This is a genomic window from Thermoanaerobaculia bacterium (genome assembly GCA_035260525.1).
Taxonomy (GTDB): domain Bacteria; phylum Acidobacteriota; class Thermoanaerobaculia; order UBA5066; family DATFVB01; genus DATFVB01.
Genome location: DATFVB010000143.1, coordinates 1 through 18248, shown reverse-complemented (window position 1 = coordinate 18248; position 18248 = coordinate 1). Strand labels below are relative to the sequence as shown.

The window sequence follows — 18248 nt, the reverse complement described above, 5'->3', positions numbered from 1 at the left end:
CGTCGAGTACCCCTTCGTCAGCGAGATCGTGTCCATCATCCATGCCATGACCTGCGGGTTCGTGTACACGTCGGGCGCGGGGATGTCCCGGTCGTGTCCGATGATGATCGAGATCTCGGAGGTGAAACGGCGAGTCATCCGCTCGAGCTCGTCCTGCGACATGCGCTTCGGGTCGCAGATGACGCCCCCCTTGCCGCCGCCGAACGGGATGTTGACGACCGCGCACTTCCAGGTCATCCAGGACGCGAGCGCTTTCACCTCGTCGAGCGTCACCTGCGGGTGGTAGCGGATCCCGCCCTTGGCGGGACCGCGCGCGATGTTGTGCTGGACTCGGTACCCCTCGAAAACCCGGATGGAACCGTCGTCCATCTTCGTCGGGACCGAAACGATCAGCTGGCGTTTCGGCCGGCGCAGCACCTCGCGCATCCCGGGATCGAGACCGAGCAGGTCCGCGGCGCGGTCGAACTGCTCGAGCGCCGTTTCGAACGGGTTCGCGGGGCGGGCGGACGAGACGGGGCGGGCGGCGGGGGAAACCCGGGCGGACTTGACCTTCGCCATGGACCCTCCTTCCTTCCGACCGCGATTGTATATGGCGGGCCGCGCGCATCGGGTGGCACAGAGCGTGCTGTTCCGTCGGAGCATGGCACTTGCGCGCACGGGTTTCCGCCGTTTCCGCCGCCTCACCGAGCGGATCGTGGAGGACTTCTTCGGCCACGGCGTCCCGACCCAGGGCGCCGCGCTCGCCTATTTCACGCTCTTCTCGCTCGCCCCGGTCCTGCTCGTCGTGATCTTCGTCGCCGGTCTCGTCTGGGGCCGCGACGTGGTTCAGGGGCGAATCGTTCGCGAGTTCGCCGGCCTGATGGGCGCGGGCGCCGGCGAGACCGTCCGGCAGGTCCTGCGGAAGGTCGCGAGCGGGAAGTCGGGCCGCCTCGCGAGCGTCGTCGGCGTCGCGACGCTCCTTTCGGGAGCCACCGGCGTCTTCGTGCACCTGCAGCGAGCGCTCAATGCCGTCTGGGGCGTCGCCCCGCGCCCCGGGCACGTATTCCGGACGCTCCTGCGAAAGCGTTTGCTCTCGTTCGCGCTGCTGCTGGCGGTCGGGTTCCTGCTGCTCGTATCGCTCGCGTTCTCGGCCGCTCTTTCGGCGCTGCGGGAGTACCTCGAGTGGCACGAGTCGATTCCGGTCGGCTTCCTCCACGTCGCCGACGTGCTCGTCTCGTACGGGATGATCACGGTGCTCATGGCGCTCATCTATCGCATCCTTCCGGACGCCGAGATCGAATGGCGCGACGTGTGGCTCGGGGCGTTCGTGACGTCGCTCCTGATCAACGCCGGCAAGTGGGCGATCGGGCTCTATCTCGGCCGCACGGCGGTCGCGTCGGCCTACGGGGCGGCGGGATCGGTCGTGCTCATCCTCCTGTGGGTTTACTACGTCAGCCTGATCCTGCTGCTCGGAGCGGAGTTCACCCACGTCCACACGCTCGCGTTCCGCGAGGCGGAGCGTCCGCCGTCGCCGGGAGCGCGTCGGGCGGACTTCCAGGCCGCGGCGCTGCGCCGTCTGAAAAGACGCGGCGAGACTCGCGGCCGGCGATTCTCGGGGCCGCGTCGCGAACGATTCTCGCCGAAGGCCGTCCAGCGCTGAGCGCGCCGATCGGCCGCGCGTGTCCGTGCGCGAGCTACCGAGGCGCGAGCAACGGGGATCGCGAACGGAGGGCGGCTCCCGTCCCCCGAGCCGGTTCCCGCGACGGTCAGCGCCGTTCGCCTACGGTGTCAGATAGATCGTGACGCCGCGCCCGTATAGCGTCACCCGGTTCTCCTCGATCCGGACGATCTGAAAGTCGCCGATCCGGGCGCCGGGGGACAGCAGCTGACCGCCGATCACGGCCACCGGATTCGTGTCCGACCAGACGATCCCCCCGAGCTCGATCTTCTCGCCCGAAGGAAGATCGGCCACGCGGACGAACGTGCTTCCGTCGCGCAACGCGGCCGCAGCGGAACCGCGGGAAGCGCGTTCGGGCGCCGGGGCGGCCGCGGACCCGGCCTGCGGCGGCGGAGCCGCCGCAGGCGCAGGGGACGCGCGGCGGGCACGCGGAGCGGGGGCCGTCGGAGACGCGTCGGCCGCGGACGCCGGTGCGGCGGCGGAAGGTTCGGGAGCTCGCATTCGTTCTCCGGCCGGCGGCGGGACCTCGACGGTCTCGAGAACGGGCGGGGGCTGAGCCGTCCGCGGGGCGGCGGAGATCGGAGACGCCGGAACTCGCGGGGCGGACGCTCCGTTCCCCGGGCGCGGCGTCGCCCCCCGGTTTCGCGTCACCCACCAGGCCGCGGCGCCGAGCAGGACGACCGCCGAGGCCGCCGCGAGGACGACCGGGAATCCGGCGGAGCGCAGTTTCTCCGGCGGAGGCGGGATCCAGGGCCGCTTCTCGCGGCGGAGGGCCTCGTCCTGCCGCGCGGCTTCCTCGCGGGCCCGCTTCAGGGCGTCGTCGATCAGGCTCATCGCACGTTCCCCTCGAGCTCGCGGATCGCGCGCGCGACGTGGCGGCCGGTCAGGCGGTCGGTCGCGGCGACGAACCCCGCGAGCAGCGTCTTGTCGACGGCGGCGTTGATGAGCCGCGGGACGCCGCGCGAGTAGCCGTGGATCTTCCGGATCGCCCACGGCGTGAAGGTCGGCGCGCGGTCGCAGCCGGCCACGATCATCCGGTGCTCGATGTAGCGCTCGGTCTCGCCGCGGTCGAGCGGCGTGAGGTGGTAGCGCACGGTGATCCGCTGCCGGAGCTGCCGCAGGGCGCGGGCGTCGAGCGTGTCGCGCAGCTCCGGCTGCCCGATCAGCACGATCTGCAGGAGTTTTCGCTGGTCGGTCTCCAGGTTCGAGAGCAGCCGGACCTGCTCGAGGAGATCGAGATCGAGGTCCTGCGCTTCGTCGATGATCAGCACGACGTCGCGCTGGCCGGCGACCTGCTCGAGGAGGAACCGGTTCAGGGTCTCGAGGCTCGCGGTCCGGTCGGCGCGGCGCGGGAGCCCGAGCTCCGTGAGGACCGCCCGCAGCAGCTGGGTCGCGGTCATGCAGGGGTTCAGGATCAGGGCCGTGCGGTACCGCGGCCCGAGCTCTTCGAGGATCGCGCGGCAGACGGTCGTCTTCCCGGCGCCGACCTCGCCGGTCAGCTGGATGAATCCCTTTCGCTCCCGGATCCCGAAGAGGACGTGGTTGAAGGCCTCGCGGTGGCGATCGGAGAAGAAGAGGAATCGCGGGTCGGGCGTGATGTTGAACGGCGCCTCGCGGAAGCCGTAGTAGTCGTTGTAGATGCCCGGAGCGGGCGCGGCCTTCTCGAGGGTCGACATGACGAGGTCTATACGGAGTCCCGCCGAGGCGCGTCGGTGACGCCCGTCAGGAAGCCCCCGCGGGTTTGCCGAGCGCGTCCAGCCGTTTCTTCAGCCCCGCGAGCACGGCGGCGTTCTTCTGACCTTCGGGGAGGCTTTCGGCCTCGGCGATCGCCTGCTGGAGCGTTTTCTTCGCCGACGCCTCGTCGCCTTTCCCCTGGTAGATCTCGGCGCGCGTCCGGAGGATGCCGAGGCGCCGCGGGCCGTAAGCCTTCGCCAACGCGCGATCCGATGCCGCGAGCGCCTTGTCCCACTCCCGCATCTCCTTCCACGTGAGCGCGAGGCGCGCGGGCGGGTTGTAGTCGTCCGGGAGGTCCTTCTCGGACTGCTCGAGCATCGGGACCGCCTTCCCGGGCTCCTTCAGCGCGAAATACGCCGAGAGGCGGTGGGAGTCGAACGACGCGCGCTGTTCGACCGTCTTCGCCCGGGCCGCGGCCCCGTCGAGGAATGCCGACCACTCCTCGGTGAGCTGGCGCTGTCCGGCGGGGTCCCTGGCGTCCTCGCGGGCGTCGATCAGCGTCTGGTAGAGACCGGAGCGATCGTCGCCCGACATCGTGAGCTTCGGGTCGGCCATGACTTCCCGCACGTCGCGCTCGAGCTCCGCGATGAGCTCGTTGCGCCCCGGGTAAGAGGCCGGGAGCTCGACCGCGCAGCCGAGGCCGCTCCCGGCGACGTTGACCGCCGACGTCGAACGGCGGACGCGCCCGAACGCCTCGCGCGCGGTTGCGACGCAGCCGGCGGGATCCCCCGATTGCTCGAGCGCGAAGAGGAGCGACTCGACGGTGCGGCCGTAGCGCGGCCACACGCGGGGCGCGAGCGCGATCGCCTGGCGGTACCCCTTCGCCGCGTCCGCGTTCTTTCCTTCCGCGTAGGCGCGGTCCGCGCGCGCGAGCGCCTGCTCGAAGCCGCCGCGGGTCCGGCGGACGGCGCGCTCGCCGTCGGCGAGGATCCCGAGGAGCTGCGCCGTCGTGGCGCCGCCGACCCACCGCATCGCGGCGGTTTCGGAGGCTCCGTCGATCACGAACATCGACGGCCAGACGTTGACGGGGAACTTCTTCAGGAAGCCGGCGTTCTTCGCGTTTTCCGTGTCGATCGAGAGCCAGACGAACCGTCCGGCCTGCCGCGTGAGGGCGGCGTCCGTGAAGACGAACGCCCTCATCGACCGGCAGGTGTGTCACCAGGGCGCCCAGGCGTCCGCGAAGATCGGGAGCTTCTTCGCGCGCGCCTGGGAGAGCGCCTTGCCGTAGTCGTTCTCGATGAAAGGGAGCGCGGCTTTCGGTTCCGCGTTCGCGGCGGCGAGCGGCGCCGCGGCGAGCGCGAGGACCGCGACAACGGGGAAGACCTTCATCCCGCGATTCTATCGCGGGCGCGCCCGCGATAGCGCCCGGTAGGCCGCGATGCGGATCCCGCGTGCGTCGAGGCGATCGCGCATGGCAGGGGAGATCCGGAGCTTACGGAAGTCCTCCACGATCCAGAGAGGCGGAACGGGCGGTTGCGCGAGGAGGGCGGCGGCGCGGCGGTCGGTGAGCGGGCCGGGGAGCCAGTGGGCGCGGGACGGTCCTTGGGCGCCGCCGGCTTTCCCGGGAGGCGACTCCTGCGCGGCGATCCCGCCGATCGCGTCGCGCAGGAGGTCCGGCGCGGAGGGAAGCAGGAACCGCCGCTTCGCCCGCTCCCAGGCGGGATCGCGACGGCGCGGATCGACGACGGCGACCGGCTGACCGGCCGAAAGCGCGCGGACGAGCGCCGCGGGGGCGCGGGGCGAAGCGAACCGGTTTCCGGCGGGCGGCTTCGAACGATCGACGCCGCGCTGACCCGGGCGAGTGTTCCCGCGCCTCGACGCGCGGCGCGCGGCCGCGAGCGTCGGCGCGAACCAGACGACGTCGCGCTTGCTCACCGGCGGTCCTCGCGGGCGGCGGCCGGCAGCGCGAAGTCCTCGAGACCGGCCTCCCGCAGGAGCTCGTACACCGCGCGCGCGGGAAGCCCGATCACGTTGCTCGGCGACCCCTCGATCGATTCGACGAAGCGCGCGCCCGCGCCCTGCACGGCGTACGCTCCCGCCTTGTCCATCGGCTCGCGGGAAGCCGCGTACCAGGCGATCTCCGCCTCCGTCATCGGAGCGAACCGGACCGTCGAGACGACCGCGCGTTCGTGAAGGCGCCCGCCGGCGAGCAGCGCGACCCCGGTCACGACGGAGTGCGTCTTTCCGGACAGCGACGCGAGCATCCGGCGAGCGTCCTCCTCGCTCGCGGGCTTTCCGAAAACTTCGCTTTCGAGGAAGACGAGAGTATCGGCCGCGAGGACCGGGAGCGAGGTCCGGCGGGCGGCGTCCTCCGCCTTCGCCCGGGCGAGCCGCCGCGCCGCCGACACCGCGTCCTCCCCGGAACGGACGTCTTCGGGGATGCCGGAAGGCTCGACCCGAAACGGAATCCCGAGCGCCGTCAGGATCTCCGCCCGCCGCGGCGAGGCGGAGGCGAGGAGGATGCGGGAGTCAGGCAGCGAGACTCTTCAGGGCGCGCCGCAGCTTCTCGACCCCCTCGTCGGCTTCGGCGGCCGTGAGGTTGAGCGCCGGGCGCATCCGGATCGCCTGGAAGCCGGACGCGAGCGCCATCAGCCCCTCGGCGAGGCACGCCTCGAGCGCCTTGCCGCGGAGCTCGGTGCTCGGCAGATCGAACGCGAGGAAGAGCCCCTTCCCGCGGACGTTCGAGACCACGTGCGGCATCTCCTCGGCGAGCGCCTGGAGCTTGACGAGGAGGTGCTCGCCGACGGCGCGCGCGTTTTCGACGAGGTTCTCCGCGGCGATGATCTCGAAGTACTTCGTCGCGCGGAACATGTCCGCGAGGTTGCCGCCCCACGTCGAGTTGATGCGCGAGGAGACCTTGAAGACGGAGTCGACGTCGTCGATCCGGCCGTTGACGGCGATGCCGCAGACCTGCGTCTTCTTCCCGAAGACGAAGATGTCGGGGACGATCCCCGTGTTCTGCCACCCCCACATCGCGCCGGTCGTCCCGACGCCCGTCTGCACCTCGTCGCAGATCAGGAGGAACTCGTGCTCGTCGGCGAGGTCGCGGAGCTTGCGGAAGAACTCGGGACGGAAATGATTGTCTCCACCCTCTCCCTGGATCGGCTCGATGATCAGCGCGGCGACGTCGTCCTTGCGCTCGGCGACGGCGCGGCGGATGTCGGCGACGGCCTGCTCCTCGAGCTTCTCGACCTCGGCGAGCACCGCATCGGTCACCGGGAACGAGAGCTTCGGGCAGGTGATCCGCGGCCAGTCGAACTTCGGGAAGTACTGGGTCTTTCTCGGGTCGGCGGTGTTGGTGAGGGAGAGCGTGTACCCGGTGCGGCCGTGGAACGCGTTCTTCAGGTGGATGATCTGGTGCCCCTTCTCGGCGGTGAGCCCGCGCGCGAAGTTCTTCCGGACCTTCCAGTCGAAGGCGGTCTTCAGGGCGTTCTCGACGGCGACGGCGCCTCCCTCGACGAAGAACAGGTGCCCGGAATGCGACGCGGGAACGGCGATCCGGGAAAAGGTCTCGACGAACTCCGCGTAGACCTGCGTGTAGATGTCGCTGTTGGCCGGCTTGTTCGTGGCGACGTCGGCCATCCGCTCCCGGAACTCGATCGTCTTGAGCCGGGGATGGTTGTAGCCGATCGGGCAGGTCGCGAAATTCGTGAAGAAATCCAGGATGTAGCGGTCGCTCCGCGCGTCGTAGAGGTAGGAGCCGCGGCTGCGCTGGAGGTCCATGACGACGTGGTAGCCGTCGACGAGGATGTGCCGGGACAGGCTGTCGAGCACTTCCCGCGCTTCGACCCCGTATTTGACCACTGAGGACATGCGGCGTCTCCCTTCTTTTCGGACGGAAATTATCACGCGGACAGGGTTCGTTCAATGAACGACGGGTCCATTCTGAAAGGGGCCTGAATGACGAATCGATCGGGTGCGGCTTCGGCCGGGAGTGACGACGGAGCGCGTCGAGAGGGGTTGGAAGACGGGTTCGGGTGGGCCGGCCCGCGGGCGAGGCGTACCGGTGGCGTACGTTGAGCCCGCGGGCGGCCCGCACGGACTCGTATAACGACCCCTATCGGCGCGCGCTTACCCGACCGCTTTCGCGGTCGGATGGGGAATGCCGGGCAGCGCCGTCTCCGTTCGGTTCTTTCCCCCCTCCTTGGCGCGGTACATCGCGGCGTCGGCGGCGCGGAGGAGCTCGTTCTTCTGCTGCTCGATCGGCGCGCCGGAAGTCGTGTTCTCCCGGACCGACGCGACGCCGAGCGACGCCGTCAGGTTCCGGAGCGACAGGGGCGCCTCGTTGAACCCGTACGGGCGCGACAGATAGACGGCGCTCCGAATGGTCTCCCGGAGCGTCTCGGCGAGCCGGAATCCTTCCGCGAGCGTCATGCCGGGAAGGACGAGAACGAACTCGTCCCCGCCATAGCGCGTCAGGGTCGCGCGGTCGTCGGAGACGGTTTTCGCGAGGATGTAGCCGATTTCCCGCAGCACCTGGCTCCCCGCGAGATGCCCGTGGTGGTCGTTGACGGCCTTCAGGTTGTCGAGATCGAGGAAGATGAGCGAGAGGTCGCCGCCGTCGCGGGCGAGCCGCGACAGGTCCTGCGAGAGACGCAGGTGCAGATAGCGATCGTTGTAGAGCCCGGTCAGCCCGTCGCGCTTGGCGACCTCGTGCGCGCGCCGCGCGTCGAGGAGGTTCTGGATCGAGATCGACGCGTAATCGGCGAAGATCTCGATCAGCCGGCGGTCCTTCCCGACGAATCCCCCCGGCCCTTCGCGGTTGACGAGCTCCAGCACGCCGCAGACGGCGGACTCGATCTTGATCGGGACGCACAGCACCGACCGCGTCTCCTCCTGCGTCGTCATGTCGATCGACGGGTAGAAATACGGGTCGTCCACCACGTCGGGCGTCATGTACGCGACGCCGCTCACGTAGACGTGCCCGACGATCCCGATCCGCGCGCTCATCCTCTGGCCGAGGATCGCGGGGGCGTGCCGCCCGAACGTGGCGATGAACACGAGGTCGCTCTCGGAGCGGTCTTCGATGTTCTTCGTCGCCGGGTCGTCCAGGAGGATCGAGCCCGCCTCCGACGGGACGAATTCGTTCGCCTTCTGGAGGATCTCGCGGAGGAACCGGTCGATCTCGATCTCGCCGGAGTACGGGTAGTACGCCTTGTGCCTCTCGAGGAAGTCTTCGAGGCGATTGTTTTCGAGGGTATGGACCGAAGACATGGACCAAAAATCTTAGCATGCGGGCCGGCCGAAAAGGCGGAGCGCCTACCCCAATTCCCGCGCCGCGGCGCGCCGGATCTCCGCCTCGAGACGGGCGGCGGACTCCTCCCGGGAGGAGAAGTGCGGCGCGAAACGGATCTCGTCGCGGCGCCGCCGCCACGCGGACACCTGCTCCCGCGCCTCCGTGCCTCGCCGTGCCGCGGCGGCGTCGAGCGCGTCGAGCAGGCGATCGACGTCGATTTCGGCCGCCGGAGATCCCGGCGCCGGAGCCGCCGCGGCGACGGTCCGGCGCCGCCCGACCCAGAAACCGACGAGAAGGAGCGCGGCCGCGGCGGCCGCGGCGGCGGCCGCCGCCTCCGGGGAGATCCCGCGGCTCGCCGGCGCCGCCCTCGGCGCGCGCGGCGCGGGGACCGGGGCGGGCGCGGCGCTCTCGACCGAGGCGCGGAGCGCCCCGGTCGAGACCGTCACGACGCGGCCGAGCGCCGGGTCGAACGCCCGGATCGAGAGCGCGGGAAGGGCGAGCTCGCCTCCGCGCTCGGGGGTGACGACCCATTGCCACGTCCGCGTGGAGGAGAGACGGGATGCGCTGCGCCGGATCGAGAGGCGCGACTCCGGCTCGGAGACGCGGGCGCCTTCGACGGCGAGCGGCGGCGCCGGGACGTCGGCGAGACGGCCGTCCCCGGAAAGCTGCGCGGTGAACGCGAGCGAGCCTCCCGCGGCCACGCGGGGGCGGTCGATCGAGCTCCGGAACGCGAAGGTCCCGACGGGAACGCCCGGCGCCGGGGCCGGCCTCGCGATCACCGGGATCGCGGCCGACGCGCGCTCGACCGGAGGAGCGTCGGCGAAGGGCGAGTCGAAGAGGTCGAACGAATCGACGCGCACCGCCACGCGCGCGCGCGCCGGCCCGATCGAGAGCTTTCCGGGCCGGGTCGCGAAGAGCGCCTTCCGGATCATCGGATACGCGCGGACGAGCGTGCCGCGAAGGTTCCAGACCTGCGGCTGCACGTTGGGCTCGCGCTCGAGATCCTCGGCCCAGAAGCCGCGGAAGTCGGGGAGCGCCTGGACTTCGCCGCGCGTGGCCTGTCCCCGGGTGACGAGATAGAGGGTCCAGACCGCCTGCTGGCCGACGTAGGGAGAGGGCGGCTCGAGACGCGCGACGAGCGCCGGATCCCCGGTGGCCTCGGGCGGCGCCTCTGGCGTTCCCTTCCCGATCGAGGCCGAGATCGGCTCGGTCGCGACGACGCGGCCGTCCGCCGCGACGAGACGGATCGCGCCGACCGCCGCGCGGCCGGGCTCGCCGGCGCGCACGCGGTAAACGAGCTCCGTCCGGCTCGAGCTCCGTCCGTTGATCCACTCGAACCGGTTCTCGAGCGACGGTCCCGAGACGACGGTCAGGTTCGTCAGGGGAAGTGTGGGCGCCGCAGCGAGGCGGAAGGCCCCCGTCACTTCGATCTGGAGGATCGCGATCTGTCCGGAGGAGAGCTCGGCCGGCGTGAGCGTCGCCGTCGCGGACGGCGGGTCCGCCGCCTGGCCGACGGAAGCGGCCAGGAGCGCCGCGGCGAGGGCCAGAGCGGCGGCCGGTCTCACCAGTCTTTCCCCGGAGCCGCCGGGGCGGTCTTCTCCCGCCGGCGCTGTTCCGCGTCGAGGCTCCGCAGGAGCGCCTCGGCTTCCTGACGGGTCATTCCCGCGCGTCGCTCGAATTCTTCGTCGCGGTTCCCGGACCGCGCGCCCGGCGGCTGCGGCGCCGGCGGTTTCTTCTTCTCCGGCGCCGGCGGCGGCGAGCCGGAGGACGGCGGAGGGGGCGGCTTGCGCTCCTGGAGCTTGCGCCAGGCGATCTCGTAGTTGCGCTGGGCGTCCGGGCGGGCGGGATCGCGGAGGAGGCTTTCGCGGAGCGCGTCGGCCGCGGAGCGGTAGTCTCCCGCGCCGAGGTCGAGCGTCCCCTGCTGGTAGAGCGCGTCGGCGGCGAGCTTCCGCTCCCCGGACCGGGCGGCCGCGCCGAGCGGTCCGCGCGCGTCGCCGGGCTTTCCGGCGGCGCCGAGCGCCGTCCCGAGATCGAAGGTCCACGCGGGATCGGAAGGGTCGCGTTTCGCCGCTTCGCCGAACCGTCGGGCCGCGTCCGGGAACTTCTTGTCGCGGTACGCCTCGGCGCCCTTCTTCGCGTCCCGGCGCGCGGGCGAGAAGACCGACAGGACAGAAGCGAGCGCGACCGCCGCGGCCGTCTTCATCGGCTCCCCGGCGCCGGCCGGCGGCGCGGCGCCCACCACGCCGTCCAGGCCGCGATCGCGCCGCCGAGCGGCCAGGCGGCGCGGGAGATCGGCTCGCGCGCCGGCGCGCCGCGCCCGAAACCGGGCCCGGCCCGGAACGAAGCGGCGAAGGATGCCGCCGCGGCGGGGCGGGACGCGAGCGCGAACCGGCCGCCGGTCTCGCGCGCGAGAGCCGCGAGCTCCGCCGGATGCGCGCGCGACACGACGGGCGCCCCTCCCTCGGTCAGGATTCCTCCGGTCCGGGAGGGCACCGGCGCTCCCGCCTCGGTGCCGACGGCGACCGTATCGACCGTGATCCCGCGGCGGCGGCATTCGGCGACCGCGTCGCGGAGCCCCGCGTCGAGGTCTTCGCCGTCGGAGAGGAGGACGATGGCGCGGACGCGCGAGGGGCGCGACGACAGGAGCGCGAGCGCCGTCCGGACCCCGCGCCCGAGATCGGATCCGGGCGCGGCGGCGCCCCGCGGCGAGAGCTCCTCGAGCGCGTTCTCCGCCGCGGCGCGGTCGAGCGTGAGCGGGCAGATCACTTCCCCGTCCCCTTCCACCCGCACGACGGCGGCCCGGGCCGTCTCGGGGAGGCGCCGCAGCAGGTCGCGCGCGAAGAGGCGCGCGGAGCCGAAGCGGTCGGGAGCGGCGTCGCGCGCGAGCATCGACCCGGAGGTGTCGACGAGCAGGGCGACGTCCGTCTCGGGGGAGGCGGTGAACACCCGCCGGAAGCCCCACTGCGGCCGGGCGAGCGCGGCGGCGAGCAGCGCGACCGCGGCGGCGGGAAGGAGCGCCCGCGCCCGTCCGCGCGGACGGAAGGAGGGGTCGAGGCGGCGCACCGCGCGAAGCGCCCGCCGTCCCGCGAGGTCGACGGCCGCCGCGGCGAGCGGAGCCGCCGCGATCGCCCAGAGCCAGCGCGGATCCCCCCAGGTCACGCCGCCTCCGTTTCGACGCGGAGCGGCCCGGACCCGAGCGCGAGCGCGGCGAGGAGGAGCGCGCCGGCGGCCATCGTCGGCGCGGCGGAGAGGTCCTGCCACGAGATCTCCCACCGGCGCGGCGCCGGAGTCTTCTCGAGGGAGTCGATCGCCGCGAAGATCTCGCGCAGCGCCCGCGCGTCGGTCGCCCGGAAGAAGCGTCCGCCGGTCGTCCGGGCGATCCGCTGGAGGAGCGCTTCGTCGACCTGGACCTCCGCCTCGATGCGCCGCTTCTCGGACCGGCCGGTCTCGGGGTCGCGCACCGTCACGGTGATCGGAACCCTTCCGCCCTTGCCGACGGCCACGGCGTGGATCCGGATCCCGAACGCCGCCGCGATCCTCGCCGCCGTGTCGGGATCGATCTGCCCCGCGTTGTTGCCGCCGTCGGTGACGAGGACGAGGACGCGGCTCTTCACGGGGAGCGCCTTGAGGCGCGCCACCCCGGTCGCGATCGCGTTGCCGATCGCGGTGCCGTCCGCGAATTTCGTCCCGTCGAGCGGCGCGAGCAGCGCCAGCAGCGCGTCGTGGTCCTCGGTCGCGGGACACACGGTTCTCGCGTCGCCCGCGAACGCGAGGAGCGCGATCTCGTCGTCGGGCCGCCCGCGCACGAAATCCGCGACGACGCCGCGCGCCACGTCGAGACGATTCCGCGGCTGGAAGTCCTCGGCGGACATCGAGCCCGATACGTCGAGCGCGACCGCGATCGCCGCTCCCGGCGTCCCGGTCAAGGCGCGCCGGACCGGCCGCCGCGGTCCGGCGAGCGCGGCGATCGCGCAGGCGAGCCCGAGCCCCGTGAGCGCGCCGGGCAGCGCGGCGAGGCGCGAGGCGGCCGTCGGGCGCGCGGGCGCGAGGCCGGGCACCTCGATCGCCGACGTTCCCCGGCTCCGCCGGCGCGCGAGCGCGAGGAGGATCGGCAGGGCGAGCAGCCCCAGGAGCGCGGGATGCGCGAATCCGATCACGCGCTCTTCCTCTCCGCTTGCGCCGCTTCGTTCTCGCGGATGGCGGCGGCCGCCGCGCGGGCGGAGGCGATCGCCTCGCGCGCCCGGTCGAGCCGATGCTCGCGGCGGGCGAAGCGGAAGCCGTCGCAGACGGAGAACACCGTCGCGGCCGCGTCGGCCGCCGCGCCGGATTTCGCGCGGGAGAGCCCGGCGAGCGCCCCGGCTTCCCGCAGCCGGGCGACGATCTCGGAGGACGTCAGACGAGGCGCGGGAAGCCCGAGCTTCTGCTCGAGATACCAGCGCGTGATCTCCGCGAGCCAGTCGTAGAACGTCTCTTCCGGGGCGGATTTCCCGAGCGAGCTCTCGAGGAGATCGAGCTCGCCGTCGAAGATCTCGTCCGCGGTCCGGACGCGCGACGCGGCGCGGCGGCGGCGCAGGAAGATCGCGAAAAGGACCGCGACCGCCGCGGCGAGGAGGAGGGCGGCCGGCAGCTGCCAGGCGACGAAGGGACGGGTGACGGGCGGCCGCAGCGGCGCCGCTTGCGGGGGTTTCCCCGGCGCCAGCACGGAGACGACGGCGACGGGCGCCGTCTCGATCTTTCCGCCGCCGGCGGGAGCTCCCGCGGATCGAACCGTGTACGCGTACCGCAGGGGCGGAGCGGTTCCGGGCGCGAAGGCCGCCCACGTCTCGATCCTTTCGAGATGCCCGGCCGCCCCTTCCCGGCGGTACGTCCAGGGAGAAACCGCGATCCGCGTGAGGTCCCGCGTGGACGGCGGGTTCACGAGCGCGACCGAGGACCGGGGCGGCGCGTCGAGCGAGAGGGCGACCCGGATCGGATCGCCGACCGCGACGCGCGCGGGCGAGGCGACCGCGTGCGCCGTCATCGGACCGCTCCTCGGCGGGCGCGGAAGAAGGAGTCGAGCGCGCGGGACGGCGAGCGCGTCGTCTCGAGCGCGAGGAAATCGACTCCCGCGCGGGCGCAGGCCGCGCCGGCGGCCTCCGAGGCCGCCCCGGCGCTCCACGCGGACCGGAACGCCTTTGCGGAGGCGTCGACCAGCCGCGTCTCGCCGGTCTCCGCGTCGCGGAGCCGGAAGAGGCCCGGGGAGGGGAACGCGCGCTCGGCCGGATCGGCGAGAGCGAGGGCGACGACGTCGTGGCGGCGGGCGAGCGCCCCGAGCTCCCTCTCCCATCCGGACGCGCGGAAGTCCGAGAGCACGACGACGAGCGCCCGCGATTTCAGCATCCGCCGGCCCGCGGCGATCCCTGCCGCGAGGTCGGTCCCGAAGCCCTCGAGAGGGCGCGAGAGGACGTCCCGGACGATCGCCAAAGCGTGGGGCTTGCCGCGCGCCGGGCGCACGATCTTCTCGATGCGGTCGGTGAAGAGGATCGCGCCGACGCGGTCGCGGTGCGCGGCGGCGCCGAGCGCGATCGCCGCGGCCGCCTCCGCGGCGAGGTCGCGCTTCGTGGCGAAAGCGCTGCCGAAGTCTTCCGACGCCGAAAGGTCGGCGAGGAAGAGGAGCGTCCGGTCCCGCTCCTCGCGGAAGAGCTTGACGTGCGGGAAGCCGGTCCGCGCGGTGACGTTGCCGTCGATCGCGCGGACGTCGTCGCCCGGCCGGTACTCGCGGACCTCGGAGAACTCCATGCCGCGCCCGTGGAACACCGAGCGGTAGTCGCCCGAAGGGGCCGTGTCGCTCCGGCGGCGCGAGGCGATCGCGATCCTCTCCACCCGGCGAAGCAGCTCGGCGGCGTCGAGCGTCCGGGGGCGGCGGCGGCGCCGCCGGTCAGTGCGGGAGAAGGGGAGCCGCATCGGCGTCCGCCGTCACGGGACGGGCACCCGCACCAGGAGGCGAGCGATCACGTCGTCGGGCCGGATGCCTTCCGCCTCCGCTTCGAAGGTCAGCACGAGGCGATGGCGGAGCACGTCGGGCGCGACGGCCTTGACGTCCTCGGGGATGACGAACGCGCGTCCTTCGAGGAATGCGCGGCCTCTCGCCGCCGCGAGCAGCGAGAGCGAGCCGCGCGGCGAAGCGCCGTACGCGATCCATCCCGCCGCTTCCGGGAATCCCTCGTCGCGCGGCGAGCGCGTCGCGGCGCAGAGCGAGACGAGATACTCGCGGATGCGGCGGTCGGCGTAGATCTCGGAGACCGTGCGCGCCGCCGCGTCGAGGTCGGCGGGAGAGACGACCGCGGCGGGCAGCGCGGGCATCCCCGGCCCGGGAAGGTCGAGAATCGCGAGCTCCTCGTCGCGCGACGGGTACCGCACGAGGCACTTGAGCAGGAAACGGTCCGTCTGCGCCTCCGGGAGGGGATACGTGCCTTCCTGCTCGATCGGGTTCTGGGTCGCCAGCACGAAGAACGGATCGGGAAGGCGATGCGTCCCGTCTCCGAGCGTCACCTGGCGCTCCTGCATCGCCTCGAGGAGGGCCGACTGGACCTTCGCGGGCGCGCGGTTGATCTCGTCGGCGAGCACGATGTTCGCAAAGAGCGGTCCGAGCCGCGGCGTGAACTCTCCCGTCGAGGGATGGAAGACGAGCGTGCCGGTGAGGTCCGCCGGAAGGAGGTCCGGGGTGAACTGGATCCGCGAGAAGGAGGCGTCGATCGCGGCGGCCACCGCGCGGATCGCGAGCGTCTTGGCGAGTCCCGGGACCCCCTCGACGAGGACGTGGCCGCGCGCGAGCAGCCCGATCAGGAGCCGGTCGAGGAAAGCCTCCTGGCCCACGAGCGCGGTGTGGACGGCGCGGCGGAGCTCGGCGAGCTTCCCCCGCTGCTCCTCGAAACCGGGCCCCGGCAGGGCGATGAGCTGCGGCTGTTCCAAGCGATCCCGGACCACGCAACGCGGATGCCAGTCTTTCTCCCGGTGTTTCAAGGACTTCCGCGGCGCGGACCGGGCTTTTTCGTCGTCGCCGCGCCACATTGACCGGTCCGGTCGCGCGGCAGAGAATCGAGCGATGGGATCTCCCTTCCCGCCGCTTCGCCGGTGGGGGCAGAACTTCCTCGTCGATTCCTCGGCCGCCGATCGCATCGTCGGCGCCGCGGCGATCGCTCCCGGGGAGTCGGTCGTGGAGATCGGGCCGGGAGACGGCGTTCTCACCCGCCGCCTCGCTGCGGCCGGCGCGAACCTCCTCGCCGTCGAGATCGACCCGCGGCGGGCGGAGGCGCTGACGCGCGAGCTGGCGCCGCTGGGGAACGTCGTGATCGAGGTCGGAGACGCGCTCGCCCTGACGATCGGCCAGCGGCTCGCGGCGCACGGGCTCGCGCCGCCGGCCGCCGTCGTCGGGAACCTTCCCTACAACGTCGCGACGCCGATCCTCCGTTGCGCGATTCGCGAGCGGGGCGCGGTCTCGCGGATCGTCGCCACCGTCCAGCGGGAGGTGGCGCGCCGGCTCGTCGCGCGCCCGGGGTCGGACGACTACGGGTATCTCTCGGTCTTCACGGCGTTCTTCGCCGATTCGGAGATTCTGTTCGACCTGCCGCCGGGCGCGTTCCGGCCGCGGCCGAAGGTGGTCTCCTCCGTCGTGCGGCTGAGGCCGAAGGAACCGCCGGCGCAGCGAGAGGAGCTCGTCCATCTCCTCGACGTCGTATCCCGGGGATTCCGCGCGCGCCGAAAGACGCTCGCGAACGCGCTCGCCGCGGGAGGTCCGCGCGGACCGTGGGAGGAAGCGCTCGCGGCGATCGGGAAAGCGCCGACGGCGCGCGCGGAGGAACTGTCTCCCGAGGAATTCGTGAGGCTCGCCCGGGCAGCGGCGCCCGTCCCGGTCTCCCCTTCTCGAGGGGGTCGGGGGGTGAGGTTTCAATGACGGAGTCATCGAGGTTTCAATGACGGAGTCATTGGAGCTGACCCACCTGGGCGGTCTGGGCGAGTTCGGCAAGAACTGTCTCGTGATCCGCGCCGGCGGCCGAGCGATCGTCGTGGACGCCGGTATCTCCTTCGGCGACGAGCTCCTCCCGGGGATCGGCGTCGACCGCGTGGCTCCCGACTTTTCGCCGCTCGCGCGCGACCGCGTGGCCGGCGTCTTCCTCACGCACGGGCACGAGGACCACATCGGCGCGCTTTCGTTTCTTCGACGAACGGTGGACGCGCCCGTCTTTGCGACCCCGTTCACGGCCGCGCTCGCCGGCCGGCGGGTCTCGGAGGAGGGGGCGGACGTGGACATCCGCGCCGTCTCCTGGCGCGAGCCGGTCGAGGCGGGCGGTTTCGCGGTGACCTTCTTTCCCGTGTCCCACTCCGTGCCCCAGTCGGCCGCCCTCTTGATCGAGGTCGCGGGGCGGAAGATCTTCCACACCGGCGATTTCAAGTTCGACCCCGACTCGCCGTTCGGCGAAGGGACGGACCTCGACGCGATCGCCGCCCGCGCGGGCGGCTGCGACCTCCTGCTCCTCGACTCGACCAACGCGGAGCGCGACGGCGGCTGCCCGTCCGAGCGGGAGGCGCGGGAGGGGCTCGAGCGGCTGATCGCCGAAGGGGCGCCCGGGAGGATCGTCCTCACGACGTTCTCGAGCCACGTCGCGCGGATCGGGGCGGCCGCGGCGGCGGCGCGGGAGGCGGGCCGGAAGGTGGCGATCGTCGGGAGGAGCATGGCGGAGATCGCCGAGCTCGGCGAGCGGCACGGGTACCTCTCGATCCCGGCCGGAGCCGCGGCGGGCCGCGACACCCTCGCGCAGCTCGCCCCGCGCCGGGCGTTCGTCCTCTGCGCCGGCTCCCAGGCGGAGCCGAATTCCGCGCTCGCGCGGCTGTCGGCCGGCGCGCTCCCCGACCTGCGGTTCTCGCGCGGCGACCGCGTGCTCTTCTCGGCGCGCACGATTCCGGGGCGCGAGGCCGCGGTCGCCCGGGTCGTCGACGATTTCCTGCGGGGCGGCGCGTCGGTCGTGCGCGACGCGGCGCACGTGTCGGGCCACGCGTACGCCGGGGACCTCGAGCTGCTGATCGCCGCGCTCGCGCCGCGGGCCGCCCTTCCGGTCCACGGCCGGCGCGAAGCTCTCGAGCACGGCGCCGCCGCGGCCCGCCGCGCCGGCGTGCCCGCCGAGCGCGTCTTCGTCCTCGAGAACGGCGACTCGCTGTTCGCCGGCGAGAGCTTCCGCGTCGAGCGGGGGGCCCGTCCCGCGGAGGTGGTGTGGCTCGACGGCGCCTCCGCCATGGCGATCGGTCCCGACGTCCTGCGCGACCGGCGCCAGCTCGCCGCGGCGGGATTCGTCACCGTCGTCGTCGCCGCGGCGACGCGAAAGGTGCTCGACGTCTCGTTTCGCGGGGTCTCGGCGCCGGAGGACGGCGGCGCCGCCGTCGCGCTCGAAGTCGAGGCGGCGCTGGACCGCGCCTCGCGCGCGGAGGCGGCGGATCGTGAGTGGATCCGCCGCGAGGCGTCGGCCGCCGCCAAACGGGCGTGCCGCCGGCGCTGGGGCGTGCGTCCTCTCGTCGCCGCGGTCGTCGTCGCCCGCGCCTGAGCGGGCATCTTCGGCCGGCTCGACGCCGGCGTCCGGCCGGCTCAGC

Annotated in this window: 19 protein-coding genes; 3 read left to right on the top strand and 16 right to left on the bottom strand. The window is 72.7% G+C overall.

Annotation, left to right across the window (positions count from 1 at the left end):
* A partial coding sequence (locus tag VKH46_06805; GenBank protein HKB70539.1) for a Glu/Leu/Phe/Val dehydrogenase dimerization domain-containing protein occupies positions 1-558 on the bottom strand: 558 nt, incomplete at its 3' end.
* Positions 559-640: 82 nt separating this feature from the next.
* On the opposite strand from VKH46_06805, the gene VKH46_06800 reads away from it, so the two are divergent.
* The gene (locus VKH46_06800) at positions 641-1639 is read left to right on the top strand and encodes a YihY/virulence factor BrkB family protein (GenBank protein ID HKB70538.1); all 999 of its coding nucleotides are present in this window, start codon (positions 641-643) and stop codon (positions 1637-1639) included.
* 120 nt (positions 1640-1759) lie between these two features.
* Here VKH46_06800 and VKH46_06795 read toward each other — a convergent pair whose 3' ends face one another.
* The 15 genes from VKH46_06795 to VKH46_06725 all read right to left on the bottom strand — a co-directional run bounded on the left by VKH46_06795 (position 1760) and on the right by VKH46_06725 (position 15578).
* Positions 1760-2491: a hypothetical protein gene (locus VKH46_06795; protein HKB70537.1), complete on the bottom strand. Its 732-nt coding sequence runs from the start codon at positions 2489-2491 to the stop codon at positions 1760-1762.
* Complete coding sequence (locus tag VKH46_06790) at positions 2488-3333, bottom strand: AAA family ATPase (GenBank protein ID HKB70536.1); 846 nt, start codon at positions 3331-3333, stop codon at positions 2488-2490. Before VKH46_06790 ends, VKH46_06795 begins: the two co-directional genes overlap by 4 nt.
* 46 nt (positions 3334-3379) lie before the next feature.
* Positions 3380-4531, bottom strand: a complete 1152-nt coding sequence (locus tag VKH46_06785) for a thiol reductase thioredoxin (protein ID HKB70535.1) — start codon at positions 4529-4531, stop codon at positions 3380-3382.
* A 15-nt stretch (positions 4532-4546) separates the two neighbouring features.
* Positions 4547-4720: a hypothetical protein gene (locus tag VKH46_06780; protein ID HKB70534.1), complete on the bottom strand. Its 174-nt coding sequence runs from the start codon at positions 4718-4720 to the stop codon at positions 4547-4549.
* 9 nt (positions 4721-4729) lie between these two features.
* Positions 4730-5266 (bottom strand): hypothetical protein, encoded by a 537-nt coding sequence (locus VKH46_06775; GenBank protein HKB70533.1) that lies wholly within the window; start codon positions 5264-5266, stop codon positions 4730-4732.
* Positions 5263-5853 (bottom strand): Maf family protein, encoded by a 591-nt coding sequence (locus VKH46_06770; GenBank protein ID HKB70532.1) that lies wholly within the window; start codon positions 5851-5853, stop codon positions 5263-5265. Before VKH46_06770 ends, VKH46_06775 begins: the two co-directional genes overlap by 4 nt.
* Before the next feature lie 7 nt (positions 5854-5860).
* Positions 5861-7204, bottom strand: a complete 1344-nt coding sequence (gene lat, locus VKH46_06765; protein HKB70531.1) for an L-lysine 6-transaminase — start codon at positions 7202-7204, stop codon at positions 5861-5863.
* A gap of 258 nt (positions 7205-7462) precedes the next feature.
* Positions 7463-8605 (bottom strand): sensor domain-containing diguanylate cyclase, encoded by a 1143-nt coding sequence (locus VKH46_06760; protein HKB70530.1) that lies wholly within the window; start codon positions 8603-8605, stop codon positions 7463-7465.
* A 45-nt stretch (positions 8606-8650) separates the two neighbouring features.
* On the bottom strand, positions 8651-10192 hold the full coding sequence (locus tag VKH46_06755) for a BatD family protein (protein HKB70529.1): 1542 nt from the start codon (positions 10190-10192) through the stop codon (positions 8651-8653).
* Positions 10189-10830 (bottom strand): tetratricopeptide repeat protein, encoded by a 642-nt coding sequence (locus VKH46_06750; protein ID HKB70528.1) that lies wholly within the window; start codon positions 10828-10830, stop codon positions 10189-10191. Before VKH46_06750 ends, VKH46_06755 begins: the two co-directional genes overlap by 4 nt.
* A complete protein-coding gene (locus VKH46_06745) occupies positions 10827-11786 on the bottom strand; it encodes a vWA domain-containing protein (GenBank protein HKB70527.1) in 960 nt (319 codons plus the stop codon). Before VKH46_06745 ends, VKH46_06750 begins: the two co-directional genes overlap by 4 nt.
* On the bottom strand, positions 11783-12784 hold the full coding sequence (locus VKH46_06740; GenBank protein HKB70526.1) for a VWA domain-containing protein: 1002 nt from the start codon (positions 12782-12784) through the stop codon (positions 11783-11785). The genes VKH46_06745 and VKH46_06740 overlap by 4 nt, the downstream gene beginning before the upstream one ends.
* Positions 12781-13647 carry a hypothetical protein gene (locus tag VKH46_06735; GenBank protein HKB70525.1) on the bottom strand — a complete coding sequence of 289 codons (867 nt, stop codon included), beginning with the start codon at positions 13645-13647 and terminating at the stop codon, positions 12781-12783. The genes VKH46_06740 and VKH46_06735 overlap by 4 nt, the downstream gene beginning before the upstream one ends.
* Positions 13644-14570 carry a DUF58 domain-containing protein gene (locus tag VKH46_06730; GenBank protein HKB70524.1) on the bottom strand — a complete coding sequence of 309 codons (927 nt, stop codon included), beginning with the start codon at positions 14568-14570 and terminating at the stop codon, positions 13644-13646. The genes VKH46_06735 and VKH46_06730 overlap by 4 nt, the downstream gene beginning before the upstream one ends.
* 12 nt (positions 14571-14582) lie before the next feature.
* A complete protein-coding gene (locus VKH46_06725) occupies positions 14583-15578 on the bottom strand; it encodes a MoxR family ATPase (GenBank protein ID HKB70523.1) in 996 nt (331 codons plus the stop codon).
* A 133-nt stretch (positions 15579-15711) separates the two neighbouring features.
* On the opposite strand from VKH46_06725, the gene rsmA reads away from it, so the two are divergent.
* Entirely contained in the window at positions 15712-16560 is an 849-nt protein-coding gene (rsmA, locus tag VKH46_06720) for a 16S rRNA (adenine(1518)-N(6)/adenine(1519)-N(6))-dimethyltransferase RsmA (GenBank protein ID HKB70522.1), read from the top strand.
* A 19-nt stretch (positions 16561-16579) separates the two neighbouring features.
* Positions 16580-18202 carry a ribonuclease J gene (locus tag VKH46_06715; protein HKB70521.1) on the top strand — a complete coding sequence of 541 codons (1623 nt, stop codon included), beginning with the start codon at positions 16580-16582 and terminating at the stop codon, positions 18200-18202.
* Positions 18203-18248 lie beyond the last annotated feature (46 nt).